At 69.1% G+C, this 14,582-nt stretch carries 15 protein-coding genes and 1 pseudogene; 9 read left to right on the top strand and 7 right to left on the bottom strand.

Translation table 11 applies throughout. The annotated features are described in order from the left end of the window. Positions 1 to 95: 95 nt before the first annotated feature. Positions 96 to 509, bottom strand: a pseudogene (locus ACWC5O_RS44175) (hypothetical protein); the annotation flags it as partial. A gap of 67 nt (positions 510 to 576) precedes the next feature. Between ACWC5O_RS44175 and ACWC5O_RS44170 the strand changes: the two are divergent. Next, entirely contained in the window at positions 577 to 738 is a 162-nt protein-coding gene (locus ACWC5O_RS44170) for a hypothetical protein (RefSeq protein ID WP_450592303.1), read from the top strand. 187 nt (positions 739 to 925) lie between these two features. Further along, a complete protein-coding gene (locus tag ACWC5O_RS44165; protein ID WP_450592305.1) occupies positions 926 to 2,032 on the top strand; it encodes a sugar ABC transporter substrate-binding protein in 1,107 nt (368 codons plus the stop codon). A 278-nt stretch (positions 2,033 to 2,310) separates the two neighbouring features. Here ACWC5O_RS44165 and ACWC5O_RS44160 read toward each other — a convergent pair whose 3' ends face one another. The 3 genes from ACWC5O_RS44160 to ACWC5O_RS44150 form a co-directional block, all read right to left on the bottom strand. Beyond that, positions 2,311 to 3,591 (bottom strand): cytochrome P450 family protein, encoded by a 1,281-nt coding sequence (locus ACWC5O_RS44160; RefSeq protein WP_450592301.1) that lies wholly within the window; start codon positions 3,589 to 3,591, stop codon positions 2,311 to 2,313. A gap of 293 nt (positions 3,592 to 3,884) precedes the next feature. Then, positions 3,885 to 4,214 carry a hypothetical protein gene (locus ACWC5O_RS44155; protein ID WP_450592299.1) on the bottom strand — a complete coding sequence of 110 codons (330 nt, stop codon included), beginning with the start codon at positions 4,212 to 4,214 and terminating at the stop codon, positions 3,885 to 3,887. A gap of 73 nt (positions 4,215 to 4,287) precedes the next feature. Beyond that, entirely contained in the window at positions 4,288 to 5,157 is an 870-nt protein-coding gene (locus ACWC5O_RS44150; RefSeq protein WP_450592298.1) for an IS5 family transposase, read from the bottom strand. 326 nt (positions 5,158 to 5,483) lie between these two features. On the opposite strand from ACWC5O_RS44150, the gene ACWC5O_RS44145 reads away from it, so the two are divergent. Further along, complete coding sequence (locus tag ACWC5O_RS44145) at positions 5,484 to 5,951, top strand: IS5 family transposase (protein ID WP_450592296.1); 468 nt, start codon at positions 5,484 to 5,486, stop codon at positions 5,949 to 5,951. Positions 5,952 to 6,134: 183 nt separating this feature from the next. On the opposite strand, the gene ACWC5O_RS44140 is transcribed toward ACWC5O_RS44145, so the two are convergent. Further along, positions 6,135 to 6,677 (bottom strand): EF-hand domain-containing protein, encoded by a 543-nt coding sequence (locus ACWC5O_RS44140; protein WP_450592295.1) that lies wholly within the window; start codon positions 6,675 to 6,677, stop codon positions 6,135 to 6,137. 43 nt (positions 6,678 to 6,720) lie between these two features. Continuing rightward, a complete protein-coding gene (locus ACWC5O_RS44135; protein WP_450592293.1) occupies positions 6,721 to 7,518 on the bottom strand; it encodes a hypothetical protein in 798 nt (265 codons plus the stop codon). Positions 7,519 to 7,667: 149 nt separating this feature from the next. Between ACWC5O_RS44135 and ACWC5O_RS44130 the strand changes: the two genes are divergently transcribed. The 5 genes from ACWC5O_RS44130 (at position 7,668) to ACWC5O_RS44110 (ending at position 13,265) form a co-directional block, all read left to right on the top strand. Then, entirely contained in the window at positions 7,668 to 9,173 is a 1,506-nt protein-coding gene (locus ACWC5O_RS44130; RefSeq protein WP_450592291.1) for a methyltransferase domain-containing protein, read from the top strand. Further along, complete coding sequence (locus ACWC5O_RS44125) at positions 9,170 to 10,033, top strand: SAM-dependent methyltransferase (protein ID WP_450592290.1); 864 nt, start codon at positions 9,170 to 9,172, stop codon at positions 10,031 to 10,033. Before ACWC5O_RS44130 ends, ACWC5O_RS44125 begins: the two co-directional genes overlap by 4 nt. A 38-nt stretch (positions 10,034 to 10,071) precedes the next feature. Then, positions 10,072 to 11,331 (top strand): cytochrome P450, encoded by a 1,260-nt coding sequence (locus ACWC5O_RS44120; RefSeq protein ID WP_450592289.1) that lies wholly within the window; start codon positions 10,072 to 10,074, stop codon positions 11,329 to 11,331. 525 nt (positions 11,332 to 11,856) lie between these two features. Further along, positions 11,857 to 12,540, top strand: coding sequence for a DUF4158 domain-containing protein (locus ACWC5O_RS44115; RefSeq protein ID WP_450592288.1), 684 nt, complete (start codon positions 11,857 to 11,859; stop codon positions 12,538 to 12,540). Positions 12,541 to 12,734: 194 nt separating this feature from the next. Further along, entirely contained in the window at positions 12,735 to 13,265 is a 531-nt protein-coding gene (locus tag ACWC5O_RS44110) for an RICIN domain-containing protein (protein ID WP_450592287.1), read from the top strand. Positions 13,266 to 13,309: 44 nt separating this feature from the next. On the opposite strand, the gene ACWC5O_RS44105 is transcribed toward ACWC5O_RS44110, so the two are convergent. After that, positions 13,310 to 13,519, bottom strand: coding sequence for a hypothetical protein (locus ACWC5O_RS44105; protein WP_450592285.1), 210 nt, complete (start codon positions 13,517 to 13,519; stop codon positions 13,310 to 13,312). A gap of 467 nt (positions 13,520 to 13,986) precedes the next feature. Here ACWC5O_RS44105 and ACWC5O_RS44100 point away from each other — a divergent pair, with 467 nt between their 5' ends. Continuing rightward, complete coding sequence (locus ACWC5O_RS44100; RefSeq protein ID WP_450592284.1) at positions 13,987 to 14,514, top strand: hypothetical protein; 528 nt, start codon at positions 13,987 to 13,989, stop codon at positions 14,512 to 14,514. Positions 14,515 to 14,582: the final 68 nt, after the last annotated feature.

The following is a 14,582-nucleotide window of genomic DNA, read 5'->3' as shown; positions in this document are numbered from 1 at the left end:
TCCGGTCCGGCAGCAACGGCTCGATCCGCGCCCACTGCGCGTCAGTCAACGGCACATCCAGACCAACGAGCAGATGATCCAAACGAAACTGCCTAGCCGTGGAACGTCATCGGGGCCGTGTAGGCGCGCTCCACGACTCGAAGCGTGCTGGCGGCCGCGTTGCGGCGATTGGCGAACAACCCTCCGCCGGCAGCCATGCGCACCTCGTTGGCAATGCTCGAACTGGGCAGTGGGTGACCGGTTCGGCCGGTGTCTCGGGCAGCCAGCGGTACATTGCCCTCGACCGCGCCGCCGGCGACCTTCCCGGTGGGGGAGTCAGGCAGCACCTGGTCCGGGTGCTCGGTCTCCCACGCGGCGATCCCGCGTACGAGCAGCTCGTAGGCGTCGTCGTCCAGCGGTGAGGTGCCGGCTGCGTAGTAGGCGGCCGCCGCACCGACGGCTTCCTCGACCGCCTGCGTGTAGGCGGTGGCAACCACGACCAGTGCTGCGGAAGCTGTCAAGATCGGCATCTTGACGCCCACCACTGGCAATGGGCCCCGCCGTGTCTGGTCACCGCCGAAGCGGAACTTCACCGACGTGCACATCGTCGCCGCCATGATCCGCCGCTTCGACTTCGTGGCAGTGCAGGAAGCGCGGGGCAACCTGCGGACCCTGCGCCACCTCGTGAAGGTTCTCGGAGAGGACTGGGTGTTCACCTCAGTGCCTGTTCCTGATGGCTTCCAGCAGCATACGTTCTGACCTGCAGGAATTGATGTTCCGCCAGTCTTCGAGGGGCGTTGTGAACGGCGGGCCGTAACCGTCTTGTTGTCCTTACGTCTTGACGTTTCTTGTTGTTTCCGCGTTTGCTTCCGTCACTGGGTTGCCATGATGCTCCCTCATTCGGAAGGCACCTGACGTGAGCGCTCGTACCACCTACAGGACCCCTGTGCGTCATTTCGCGATAGCCCTGACCGCCTCCGCGTCGGCTCTCACGCTCACCGCGTGCGGCGCCTTCGACGACATCGGAGGGAGCGGCGGCTCCGCATCCCCGAAGAAGGGCGACGACATCACGGTGGGGCTGCTCCTGCCCGACAAGGACACGGCGCGCTTCGAGAAGTTCGATTACCCCATCATCAAGAAAGGGGTCGCCTCCCTCACACACGGCAAGGGCAAGGTCGTCTACGCAAACGCCGAGGCGAGCCCGGCCACGCAGAGTCGGCAGTTCCGGCAGATGGTGGACGAGAAGGTGGACATCGTTCTGGTGGACGCGCTGGACGCCAAGGCCATCGCGCCGGATGTCCAGAAGGCGAAGGACGCCGGCGTACCGGTCATCGCCTACGACCGGCTCGCGCAGGGCCCGATCGACGCGTACGTCTCGCACGACAACGAACTCGTCGGCGAGGTCCAGGGCCGCGCCATCATCGAGGCGCTCGGCAGCAAGGCGGCAACCAGCAAGATCGTCATGATGAACGGCGACCCCGCGGACCCGAACACGGCCAAGTTCAAGGAGGGCGCCCTGAGCGAACTCCAGGACAAGGTCCATATCGCCAAGGAGTACGACACCGACAAATGGTCGCCGGCAGTCGCCAAGGCGAACATGAAGAAGGCGATCCAGGCCATCGGCCTCAACAACATCGCCGCCGTCTACTCGGCCAACGACGGCATGGCGGGCGCCGTCATCGACGCGCTGAAGGAGGCGGGCGCCACCAAGATTCCGCCGGTGACCGGGCAGGACGCGAACTTGGACGCGGTGCAACGGGTCGTCTCGGGCGAGCAGTACATGACGGTGTACAAGTCGTTCCTGGACGAGGCCACCCATGCCGCGGAGATGGCGGTGGACAAGGTCCAGGGCCGCGACATCCGGTTCGACGCGCTGACCCGCGACACGGTCGACAGCCCGACCAAGAAGAAGATCCCCGCGATGCTCGTGCCGGTGGTCGCACTCACTAGGGACAGCATCAAGGACACAGTGATCGCGGACGGCGTCTACTCCGTCAAGGACATCTGTACCCCCAAGTACGAGGCGGACTGCGCTGCAATCGGCCTGAAGTAGCACCCATCCTCCGCCGGGCGCCACCACCGCACGCCCCCTCCGGGGAGTCAAGGCCCTTGTCATCCGCTTCGCCCGACCCGGGCGGTAGGACGGCACCTGGGTGAGGGAGCATCTGCCAGAGGCGTTCGTCCCGGCCGCGGCGAGGCAGCGGGGTCCGCGTCAAAACCCTCATCTGCCCCGCCGGCGATCACAACTTCCGGGCCTGGTGCTGGATGTACCCCTACGCGCTGGGTTGGCTGAGCGCACAACTGTCCCCGCCCGCCGCGGGCCGGCAGGGGTCAGCGGGAAGACGTGTCTGAGAGTCGGACCGGGCGCACGGGGTAGACCGGGAGTGCTTCGACGCTGTTGCCGATGAAGCTGCGCTGGCGGGGCAGTTCGGCCTCGGGAACGGCGAGGTCGAGGTCCGGGAAGCGGGTGAAAAGCCGTTCCAGGGCGATCGTGGCCTCGAGGCGGGCGAGCGGGGCGCCCACGCAGTAGTGCACGCCCTGGCCGAAGGAGAGGTGCCGGGCCGCGCCGGGCCGGGTGACGTCGAAGCGGTCGGCGTCCGGGCCGTGGAAGGCCTCGTCGCGCCCGGCGGCGGTGTAGCCGGCGAGGACCGGGGTGCCCTGCGGGATTACGGTGCCGCCGAGGGCCAGGTCGCGGGTGGGGTAACGGAAGGGGAACCAGCTGACCGGGCCGTCCCAGCGCAGGGTCTCGTCCACCACGTCCGACCAGGCGGCCTTGCCGTCCAGAACCAGCGCCAGCTGGTCGCGGTGGGTGCACAGTGCCCGTACGGCATTGCTGATCAGGTTGAGGGTGGTCTCGTGGCCGGCGACCAGCATCAGGCGCATCGTGCCGATGAGTTCGGCCTCGCTGAGCCGGTCGCCGCCGTCCTCGCGGGCGGCTATCAGGGCGCTGGTCAGGTCGTCGCCGGGGGCGGCCCGGCGGGCGGCCGCGATCGTGCCGAGCAGCTCGACGAGCTCGCGTACGGCGGCCATCACCTCCGCAGGGGTGGTGTCGGTGGCGATGATCACCGTGTAGGTGAGGTCGTGCAGCCGACCGCGGTGCTCGGGGTCCACGCCGAGCAGCTCGCAGATGACGCTCATCGGGAGCGGGAGCGCGAAGTGGGTGCGCAGGTCAGCGATGCCGTCCGGGTCCTCGGCGGCGGCTCGGCCGAGGTCGTCGAGGAGGCCGGCTGTCAGCTCCTCGATGCGCGGTCGCAGCCTCTCCACCTGGCGGGCGGTGAAGGCGTTGCCGACGAGGGAGCGCAGCCGGCGGTGGTCGGCGCCGTCGGCGGTGTGCATGCCCTGGGCGTTGGCGAAGACCCGTAGCGGCCAGTCCGCGGGGATCGTGCCGTCGTTCAGGGCCGGGCAGTGGCGGGCGTCCTTCGCCACGTCGGGGTGGGAGAGGAACTCCTTGAGCGCGTCGTGTCCCAGGACGACCGCTGCGGGCACCCCGCCGGGCAGGACGACGTCCGCAACGGGCCCCCGGGCCCGCAGGTCGGCGTTCAGGGCGTGCGGGCAGCCGCCGGCGGGGTCGACGACGTGGGCGGGCGCGGGGGCGGGGGTGTGGGAGGACAAGCTGGGACTCCTGACCGTATGGACGAATGCAGGCCAACAGTGCGGTGTCGAAGGCCGGTTGTACAAGTCCGTCCCTCCGACGCCTGGGCCGAGGGTCGGTCCATCTAAGGCTTCTCTTTCGGCTCTTGTCGTATCAGCGCGCGGATCCCCCGGTCCCCCGAGGGGCGGGGGAGGGATGGCCGGCGTCGCGCGCCCGGCAAAATCCGAAGGAGAGGGACTGGGGCCATGTCCGGCGCACCAGGCGAGGCCGCAATCCGATGGCCACCTCGCCAGCAACGTTTCTAGGCCCTGTTTTAGAAGTTGGTGACCTGGTTGGTTGGCCGTCCGGGGAAGGTGCGGGCGGCCGTCCAGATGGTGAGGTCGTGGGCGATGTCGTTGATGCTGGTCGCCGAGGTGACCTCGTGCTCGTTGCGGGTGCTGTCGCGCCGGACGATTTCGTAGCCGCCCTCGTCCAGGACGGCCACCGAGGCGAACCAGACCGGGTCGTCCTCGTCGGGCTGGATGACGACGAAGGTGTTGTCGGAGTCGTTGAGATCGCTGATCAGCATGAACAGCGCGTCCTCGGACGGGTCGTCGACCCGGTCACCGTTCTCGCTGTCGGCGCCGTAGTAACGAGCCCCCATCGGCGGCCTCTCCCCTCGCCCTGCTCAACCTGGTTGCGGTCAGCATGGCATGGGTGGGGGCATCTTCAGCAGGTCACAGCCATTCAGTGATCGCGGCGACCAGGACGGTAGCCTCGAAGCGGACCGCGAGCTTGTCGATCCGGGTGGCCACCGCCCGGTTGTGCTTGAGACGGTTGATCCCGCACTCCACTGCGTGACGGCATTTGTAGTCCTCGCGGTCGAAGGCCGGAGGCCGTCCGCCGGCCTTCCCTCGTCGCTTGCGGTGGCCGGACTGGTTGGCCGGCTCCGGGATGGTGCAGGGGATCCCGCGTTTGCGTAGGTAGGCCCGGTTGGCTCGGGAGGAGTAGGCCCTGTCGCCCCGCACCCGCAGTGGACGGACACGAGGGCGGCCTGGGCCAATGCGGGGAACGCGGATGTCTTCCAGGACGGCGGTGAACTGGGGGCTGTCACCCCGCTGCCCTGCGGTGACCAGCACAGACAGCGGACGCTGGCCTTGCTCGCAGGCCAAGTGGACCTTCGTAGTGAAGCCACCGCGGGACCGTCCGAGGGCATGGTCGTCGGGTTCGGTGAGGGTTCCGCCCGGCGGTTCTTTCTGGGCTTGGCCGTTGCGGCGGGCGCCTGCGGCGTGTTGATGGGCCCGGCAGATCGGGGAGTCGACGTTGACCTCCCAGGTGATGAGCCCGGCGGCGTCCGCCTGGGACTGGAGTCTGGTCAGCAACAGCGGCCAGGTGCCGTCGCGCTGCCAGCGGCGGAAGAGTCCGTAGACGGTCTGCCAAGGCCCGTATTCCTGCGGAAGATCCCTCCATGGAGCACCGGTCCGTACCCGCCACCGGATCCCGTCGATCAGCCTCCGTCGGCCAGTCGGCCGCCTGCCCAGCACCACCACCGGCAGCAACGGCTCCAGCACCGTCCACTGCTCATCAGAAAGATCACCTCGCCCCACACCGAGATCATCACGGCGCGAGGCAAGGCACATGACCCACTTCTAAAACACGGCCTGACTGGCCGTTCTCTATCCGTTAGTGTGCTCGATCTGGTTCGAACGAGGTCCTGGATCGGGTGAGTTGGCCGTCGTCGGGGCATGAAGGAAGGGCCTCTTGGTAGCTCGCGGTTGTCGAGTCCAGCGAGAAGCAAGAGGCCCTGTTGTCGAAGTGTCGCGCGGTCGCGGTTGCCGGGTCCAGTCCGGCCGCTCGTGGGTGTGACTGTCTCGCCCATAGGTTCGGGAACGCGGATGACCGGCCGGAGCGTCGGCCCCGGTACGGCTCGGACATGAGCGATGCCGAGTGGGCGTCGGTGCGGGATCTGCTGCCGGTGCCGGGGTGGCTGGCGGGCCGGGGCGGCCGTCCGGAGGGCTACTGCCACCGGCAGATGATCGATGCCGTGCGCTACCTCGTCGACAACGGCATCAAGTGGCGGGCGATGCCGTCCGACTTCCCGCCCCGGCCACGCGTGTATGCCTTCTTCGCCCGCTGGCGGGATGCGGGGCTGGTGGCCGAGCTGCATGAACGGCTGCGCGAGGCCGTCCGCCGGGCTGAGGGCCGCAGTCCGGAGCCGAGTGCGGCGGTCGTGGACTCGCAGTCGGTGAAGGCGGACGCCACGGTCACCCTCGCTTCACGGGGATACGACGCCGGGAAGAAGATCAATGGGTGCAAGCGCCACCTGCTCACCGACACCCTCGGACTCCTTCTGGCCGTGCTGGTCACGCCGGCCTCCACGACCGACCGGGTGCACGCGTGACCATCACCGACGCAGGGGCGACCGGAAGGAGGCCGTGATCATCTCATTGCTCCTCTGGCTGTATCTCGGTCGCACCCTTTCGTGGCATCGCTGGCCAGCCGGACGGCCCGCGGTTGAATGCCGGGTGTCTTTCGGGCTTGCCGGGAATGCCACTGCCGTGCCGGGTGGGCTGGGAGGCAGGGGTCAGGCCGAGGTGCCCAGGAGAGCGTCGACGGGGGTGTCGGATTCGGTGCCGAGGAGGAAGTCGGTCCAGCCCTTCAGGTACTCCTCGCGGGTGATGCGGCCGTCGCCGTCGGTGTCGAGGAGGGTGCGGGCGGCGCGTGCCTGGGCGGGGTCCAGGCCAAAGGCGAGGAGGAAGGCCTCGAACTGCTCGATGGTGGCGATGCCGTCGTCGTCGCTGTCCATGGCGGCGAATTCGGCTGCCAGCCCCGGGGTGAGCCGCTCCTGGAGTCCGGCCCGGTCGCCGTAGGCTCCGGTCATCGCCTGGTGGAATTCCTCGCGGCTGATGACGCCGTCGGAGTTGGTGTCCGCGTGCTGGCGCAGGACGGTCCAGCAGCGGCGCCATTCCTTCAGCAGCGCCTCCGCCTTGGCCGATCCGGCGACTCCGGTGGCCTCCACGATCCTTTCCGCGATCATGGTGAAGTCCTTCTCCTCCAGTACTCCGTTGGCGTTGGCGTCGAGGAGGTCGAAGGTGCGGTCGTAGCGGCTGGTCACGGTCTGGTTCATGGCGGTGCTCCTTGATCGGTTGGGGCGGGGGTGGACGGGGTGCTCAGCTGCGGGCGTGGGGGCCCGGACCGAGACGGTAGAGGTGGAAGTGCATGTTGGCGCCGTGGGGCAGCGCCGGGGGCGGGGTGATGCTGCGCAGATGCTCGGCTCCGGCGAAGGAGCGGGCCAGGGAGTCGTGCGCGATCTGGTCGTTGGTCTTGATGGCGACCAGGCAGGGGCGGCCCTCGCGTGCGCGCATGATGTCGTCGAGGATGCGCGGCACCGGGGGCGCGGTGCGGGTGAGGTCGAGGCCGGCGGGGGTGAAGGCTGGGCCCCAGGGGGGCTCGACGAAGTAAGTGTCCCGGTCGCTTTGGGCTGGGAGTTTGCCGAGAAGGTCGCCGTAGTCGCCGAGGTGGAGACGGGTGTCGGCCCCTACGCATTCGAGGTTGTGGCGGGCGGCGTCATGGACGTCGGGGTCGCTTTCGGCGGCGTGGACGGTGAGGCCGAGCCGCGTACCGAGGTGGTGGCTGAAGTTGCCCGAACCGCAGAACAGGTCCACGAGCAGTGGTGCTCCGGCGTCGTGGGGGCGGGAGCTGTGCAGGTCGGCCAGGGCTTCGGCCACGGCGATCGCGTAGTCGTCGACGCAGCACTCGATGGCCGTGCGGCCCAGGAGCCGGATGCCCGCGGCCTCCATGCGCGGGGCGGGGATGCCGTAGAGCGAGAGCCCTTCGGGGCGGCCGTAGATGAGCCGGCCCGCCTCGCACAGCTGCTCGCCGGCCAGGACCGTGGTGCGCAGGTCTCCCAGGAGCCGGTCGCGGAAGGCGAAATAGGCAGCGTGGGGGCTTTCCGCCGTGGTGGTCACGAGAGGTTCTCCGCTCGGATGCATGGACGAGTGCGCCGGAACGCCGCTGGAGCGCACCTCGGCTCACTACGTTTGGTACAGGATCGACTCCGGAGTGTAGTGTCATGCCCGCTCGCTTGATCACCAGCTCCGGAATGAGAGCCTCCACTGTGACGACGCACGCCGTGATGTTCCCCCCGCAGGGTGACGAATCGTCCGAACGGGCCGCGCGGCCGTTCGACATCCTCGGGAAGGTGTACGAGGAGACGTACGCACACCTTCCCGAACAACTGGCGTCCCTCGACTGGCTGGTGGCGCGGCTGCCCGAACGGGCGAGGGTGATGGACATCGGTTCCGGCACCGGCCGTCCCACGGCCGACCGGCTCGCGGCGGCCGGACACCGGGTGACCGGCTACGACGTGTCCGCGACTATGGTCGACCTGGCCCGCACACAGGTCCCCGACGCCCGCTTCGAACGGGCGGACGTCCGCTTGCTGCCCGACGCACCCGGGCAGTGGGACGCCGTCACCGCCTTCTTCCCGCTCCTGCAGATGCCGCGGGCGGACCTGAAGGCCACGCTCGCGCGCATCGCCGACTGGCTGGCGCCCGGCGGCCTGTTCGTCTTCGCGACCGTCCCCTTCGACGCCGAGGACGAGGAGATCCAGTGGATGGGCCAGACCATCCGCTGCACCAGCTACCCCGCCGAAACGTACGGACGGCTGCTGCGGGAGGCCGGTCTCGAGATCGAGCACGAGCAGCTGAGCGTGTTCCACCCCGACTTCCCCGGCATGGGGGCCGAGGAGCACCTCTTCATCCACGCCCGCAAGCCCGCAGGGCCGGCCACCCCTGCGCACGCCCTGGCCGGCCCCTACCCCCTTCCCGCCGCCTACCGGGGACCGCACGAGCTGAGCGAGCAGGGCTGGCTCGGCATGGAGGCCCGCTTCGAGCGGCAGGACGTCGCGCTGGTAGTGGACGCGCTCGCGGCCAACACGCGTGTGCTGGACGTCGGGGGCGGAACCGGTGCCGTCGTCAAGGAGATCGCCGCCCGCCTCGGCTCGGTGACCACCGTCGAGCCGCACTCCGCGCGCGAGGAGAGCATGCGGCCGCTCGCAGCCTCCGGCGTCCGGGTTCTTCCGGGCCGGGCCGAGCAGCTCCCCTTCACCGCCGGGAGGTTCGATGCCGTCGTGGCGACCTGGGTGCTGCACTACACCGACGACCCCGGGGCCGCTGTTGCCGAGATGGCCCGCATGGTGGACCGTACGCACCGCGACGCGAAGGTGGTCCTGGTCCAGGGCGCCCCGGACAACGAGCTGATCGACCTGTGGAACCGGACCTGCGCCCCCCTCCTCGGTGAGCCTCTCGACCACCAGGGCTACCTGCTCAGTCTGGCGGCCCGTGTCCTGGCCGAGCGGGGTTTCGACGACATCGCCTTCACCCGCGCCCGCGTCGACGTGGTGTTTCCTGAGGAAGGCGCCGAGGCCAAGGCCCAGGCCGCCGCGAACGTACTGGCCGCGTTCTGGAACACCGGACACCCTCGCCTCGACCGGCTGCGCGAGGCGCTGCTGCCTCCCTTGCGCGAGCACTTCGCCGGCGGAACCGACCGGTTCAACGACGACGCCGTCATGCTCACCGCCCGTCCCCGCCCCCGTACCGCCCCGCAGGAGCCCACCGCATGACCACCACCTCCTCCGTCACGCCGCTGACCTCCGCGGAGGTCGCCGCCTGGTACGAGGCCTCCGACGAGCTGTGCAGGCTGATCAGCGGCGACAGCTTCCACTACGGCCTGTTCAACCCCGGCGACCTCCAGGAGCCGCTTCCCGCACGGCGGCTCGCCACCCGGGCACAAGACCGTATGACGGACTTCTTCTGCGACCTGCTCGCTCTCGAACCGGGCCGGCACCTGCTGGACGTCGGCTGCGGCCACGGCAGCCCCGCCCTCTACGCGGCCCGCGAGCGAGGCGTCCGCGTCACCGGATGCAGCATCAGCCACGCCCAGATCGCCGAAGCGACACGCCGCTCCGCCGCCTCGGGAATGGCCGATCAGGTCCGCTTCGGCCACGGCGACGCCATGGACCTCCCCTACGAGGACTCCGCATTCGACGCCGCGTGGTCCCTGGACTGCTTCCCCCACCTCGACGACCCCGTCAGAGGGCTGCGCGAGCTCGCCCGCGCGGCCCGGCCCGGCGCCCCGCTCCTGGTGACCTTCTACACGCAGCGCGTGCCGGCAACTCCCACCGAGCTGGCCATGTGCCGCGACGCCTTCGCCTTCTGCCCCCTGCCCACCCACGACCAGGTCCTCGAGCAGATCCGCACTGCCGGCCTCCGTCTCGCCCAGGCCCACGACCTGAGCGAACACATCAGCCCGACCTGCGACTCCTACGGACGCATCTACCAGGACAATCGCGCCCTGGTCGCGCAGCGGTTCGGCGCCCCCTACGCCGACGCCATGGACACCGCTCTGGCCGACACGCTCACCTTCCTCACCGAAAAGACCGGCTACCTCGCCTGCCTGCTGCACGACGAAGGCCACAGCTGACACCCCGCGCCCGAGCCCGCCCCTCAGCCGAGGAACCCGTGACCACGACACCACCCGTCCCCCACTCCAAATGCCCTGCCCGCGTCCCCGGCGCCATCGCCCACCACGGCGCCGGCGACTACCACCACGCCTACGCGCACCTGCGCAGCGACCACCCCATCTACCACGATCCCGAACTCGACCTGTGGGTCGTCGCACGACACCGGGACATCGACGAGGTGCTGCGCGACCGGCACAGTGCCTTCACACCCGCCCACAGCTACGACCCCATCCAGCCCACCGACCCCGAAGCCGCCCGCATCTACACGGGCGTCAAAGACGTCCCCGTCGCCGCCTCCACCGACCCTCCCCTGCACACCCGCTACCGCGACGCCCTCACCGCCGTCTGGCCCACCAGCGCAAGCCAGCTCGCCCCCTGGCACGCCACCGTCGAAAAACGGGCACTCGAAGCAGCGGACGCACTCGCCGCCCGGCGCGAGCGCACCGCAGAGCTCACCGCCCACTACGCGACCGGGCTGACCTCGCGCATCATGAGCGACCTCATCGGCATCGACCTCGCACAAGAGCAGTGCGTCCTCAACGGCTCCCGTGGCATGGCCGACCTGCTGTGGTCCTTCCAACCCCCCTCCGCCCAGCAGCGCTGCAGCCAGGCAGTCGTGGACCTGTGGAACCTGTGCACGCGCCTGGTCGCCCAGCGGCGCGAGCAGCCCGAGGAGGACCTCACGAGCGCCTGGATCGCCTACCGCGACCGGGACGGCGCGCCCCTGACCGACGCCGAGATCGCCTCCACCCTCATGGAGGTCCTCACCACCAACGCCGAGACCCTCGCCCTGCTCATCACCACCGCCCTGCACCACCTCCTGTCCGGCGACGGCTACCGCCGGCTCGTCCACCACCCCCACGAAGCCCCGGCAGCCATCGAGGAGACCCTCCGCCTGGACCCGCCCCTGATCGGATGGCTCCGCACCACCACCCGCCCCGTCACCCTCGCGGACACCAGCCTCCCCCAAGGCGCCCGCCTGCTCCTGCTCATGCACTCGGCCGGACACGACGAGACGCACCAGACCCACGCCTCCCGCACCTTCGACCACCAGCGCACCGGCACACCTCCCACGCTCACCTTCGGCTCGGGGATCCACTACTGCCCGGGCGCCCAGTACACGCGCCTCGTCGCCCACCACGCCCTGACGGCCCTGACCCACGTACTGCCCGGCCTCACCCTCACCGCCACGACGCCGGCACCTCGCCCCACCAGCCTGATCCTGCGCCGACCTGCGCAGCTCCACGTGACGTGGTAACCATCGATACGACGCCGAGCGCGAGGCCATCATGGCCCGCTGCGCCGCCCAGCTCGCCATCCGCCGTACACCCGAGGGCCAGCAGGTCACCCCCGACGCGGTCTTGGACACCGCCTTTCGCGAGTTCAACCTGCTCCTCTCTTCACCGCGCTCGCCGCGCGGTGGGAGTCCGACGGACGGGCCGTGCCCGGCCGTACGGATGAGGAGTGGGCGGTCCTCGCAGACCAACACCCCGCCCGCGTCCCAGGACACGCTCCGCGTCCGCAGCATTCCGGATCCCGCCTCGCTCACCCTGACCGAGTGCCGCTCTAACTACAGAGAGCTCCCTGCCACTTCGCCGTAGCTATACGAGAACAGGGCCAACGAGGCAGCAGACGCATCCAGAGGCGGTCCCGGTATCCGCAGCTGGCGGTCCGCCTACCAGATGCGGTGATGACCCGGGCCGGAATAGAAGATCGCCGAACAAACGGTTGGAGAGGCTGAGACCGTCGCGCGCGAGGGAGGTTAACGATCAAGGAGCGCGCGGTGCCCACCAACTTCCTGAGCGAGGACCAACGACGGCGCTTCGGCCGGTTCGCGGAGGACCCGGACGAGGGACAGCTCACCGGTTCTTCTCTGCTCGACCAGACCGCCCGGCGCCGGGCGATGGCGGCCAAGGGCACGCGGAACCGTATCGGCTGGGCGGTCCAGCTCGGGACCGTCCGGTATCTGGGGACGTTCCTGGACAACCCAGAACAGGTGCCCGGTGTCGTGGTCGACTACGTCGCAGAGCAGCTGGGCCTGAACCCGGCGGAGTTCGCCGGCTACGGCAGGAAAGAGGCCCGCTGGGACCACCAGGAGCAGATACGCGAGGGGTATGGGTACACGAAGTTCGAGTTCGACCAGTGGTTCGCGCTGGTCCGCTGGCTGTACCAGCGGGCGTGGATCGGCTCCGAGCGCCCGACCCTGCTGTTCGACCTGGCCACCAAGCGCCTGGCCGACAAGAAGGTGGTGCTGCCCGGGGTGACCGTGCTGGAACGTCTGGTCTCCGGTTCGCGTGAGCTCCGGGGGCGTATCGGCTCCAGGGCGATCCGGCCTCGGCCGCTTGCTGGACGGCGCCGACAACGCCCTCTCGGCGCGATGGGTCTGGTCGGCGCCGCTGTCGAGGAGTTCGAGGGCAGAGGTCAGTGCGGCTTCTCGTGCGGGTGGGCGTCATCACCAAAGACCTGACCGTCAACTTGCCGACCGCGTTCACTGGGCTTGCTGACGGGCGGTGGCCTGACCGACCAGATGTGGTGAAGTCGTGCCGCCGTACTGGTGAATCGGCCCGGCTCGGCCGTGACCCGGTCCGTTCGTGCGCGCTATAGATCGGGGGTCCGTCAACAGATCCCGGCCGTGGCCGGAGGGTGGGGAAGGAATTCGACATGCGCAAGGCTTGGCTCGCGGCGGCGGTGGCGTTGGGGTTGTCGGTGGTTCCGTCGATGGCCGTGCCCGCCGGGGCGTCCCCGGCGCTAGCACCGGCTGAGGCGCTGATCGACGGGATGCTACTCGTGAACCGCAGCAGCGGGAAGTGCCTGGAGATCGCCGACAGCAGTCACGCCAACGGAGCCCGCGCCCAACAGTGGTTGTGCGACGGGGGCTCGACGACGATGCGGTGGCGGATCGAGCGGCAGGGGGGCGGCAACACCTTTCGCATCGTCAACGTCAACAGCGGCAAGTGCCTGGAGATCGCGGACGGCAGCTACGAGGACGGCGCACGGGCGCAGCAGTGGGCATGCGAGAACCTGCCGGTGATGCGCTGGTACGTGGAGCTCAAGGGCGACGCGTTGGTGATCTACAACGAGGAGACGCTGCGCTGCCTGGAGATCGCGGACTCCAGCCTCGCGGATGGCGCCCGGGCGCAGCAATGGGCGTGTGACTACAGGGCCACCCAGTTGTGGGACGCCGTGGTGTGACAGGGGCGTTGGGGGCCGAGACTGGTACAGCCCGCAGATAGTTGTTACCGACTGTGGTCGCCGGGGGCGTATCGGCTCCAGGGAGTGCCAGTTTCGGCGGCGGTGCGGGTCGTGGTGGTGTCGTGGTAGCCGAGCATCCCGGCGACAACGGGGGCTGGGGCCTGGTGGACGAGCTGGCGCAGGGCGGCGATGCGTCCGCCGAGCCCGGGGACGCCGGCTTTGCGTAGTCCGTCGCTGATCGTTGCGGGGTTCATTGGTCGGCCCGCGCAGCGGCCGGGGAAGAGCCAAAAACTGGCGGGATTCGCTGCGGTGTTCTGGTTGGGTCGTGCTCCGAGGTAGTCGGGTAGCAGTGCGGCGAAGGGCTCGGGGACAGGGATCGGCGGGTCGCCGAGGCGGATCAGCGTCTCATCGCCGTCTGTCAGGACGTCGTCGGTGGTGAGTGTGGTGACGCGGGTGACGGGCTGTGCGTAGAGTCGAACTGCCAGCCCCCGTCGTCGCGGACGCTCTCGGCTACCACGACAAGACCACCACCAGGCTCCGCAACGAGACCGGCGGAACATGGAGCCGATACGCCCCAGGGGATCACGGAAGGTCACCAGCGGGCTGGGCTCCTCGGGGAACCGGCGACAGTTGAATACGCGAGCCCACCAGTACCGAGGCCGCGATCAGGCCGTCCGAACCTGAGTGCAGTGACGCACTGGCCAGCTGTCACACTCGCTCGATGAGCATGAAGAGTCAGCAAGGCCGTTCCGTTGATCCGGAAGAGCTGCTGCTGCGGACAGACTGGAGCTCGGTCGAGCACTGCTGCCCGAACGTTGCGCCAGCGACGCCTGTGATCTTGCGACAACTCCTCGACACCTCCGCGGGCAAGCAGGGCGCTGCTCTCCGTGACCTGCAACAAGCCGTCACGCATTCGAACACCTTCTACAGCGCCACGGCCCCGGCGGCATCGTTCGTGGCGGCGATTCTCGGGGATCCGCGGACTCTCGTCGAAGTCACTGACCAGAGGCCATGGGAGGCCGCTGACTTCGGTGAGGAACCGCGATTTCTCCTTCGCGTCGGTCTCCTGAACTGGCTCGGCAGCACCGCTTGGGACGCCAACGAAGAGTCACCTGACGGGCACGACGCTGACATTGAAGCGTTCCGTGCCCTTCGACCGACCCTTTATGACGCCATCCAACCCTTCCTCACAGACGAGGATCAAACGATCCGCGATGCCGCCCTAGGAGTTGTCCGGCCGATCACGTGACTACTCGATGTCCGGGTCGTTGATGTGGACATGGGGCGGGGTGATCTGACAGATGCCGAGTGGGAACG

This window comes from Streptomyces sp. NPDC001450, from assembly GCF_053597295.1.
The sequence above is the reverse complement of the archived record's forward strand: the minus strand, read 5'-3'. Positions and strand labels throughout refer to the sequence as shown.

Coding starts and splice junctions, on each gene's coding strand:
- ACWC5O_RS44155 (WP_450592299.1), bottom strand. CDS start 4,214: ATGGGGGCTCGTTACTACGGCGCCGACAGCGAGAACGGTGACCGGGTC.
- ACWC5O_RS44145 (WP_450592296.1), top strand. CDS start 5,484: ATGAGCGATGCCGAGTGGGCGTCGGTGCGGGATCTGCTGCCGGTGCCG.
- ACWC5O_RS44140 (WP_450592295.1), bottom strand. CDS start 6,677: ATGAACCAGACCGTGACCAGCCGCTACGACCGCACCTTCGACCTCCTC.
- ACWC5O_RS44125 (WP_450592290.1), top strand. CDS start 9,170: ATGACCACCACCTCCTCCGTCACGCCGCTGACCTCCGCGGAGGTCGCC.
- ACWC5O_RS44110 (WP_450592287.1), top strand. CDS start 12,735: ATGCGCAAGGCTTGGCTCGCGGCGGCGGTGGCGTTGGGGTTGTCGGTG.
- ACWC5O_RS44105 (WP_450592285.1), bottom strand. CDS start 13,519: ATGAACCCCGCAACGATCAGCGACGGACTACGCAAAGCCGGCGTCCCC.
- ACWC5O_RS44100 (WP_450592284.1), top strand. CDS start 13,987: ATGAGCATGAAGAGTCAGCAAGGCCGTTCCGTTGATCCGGAAGAGCTG.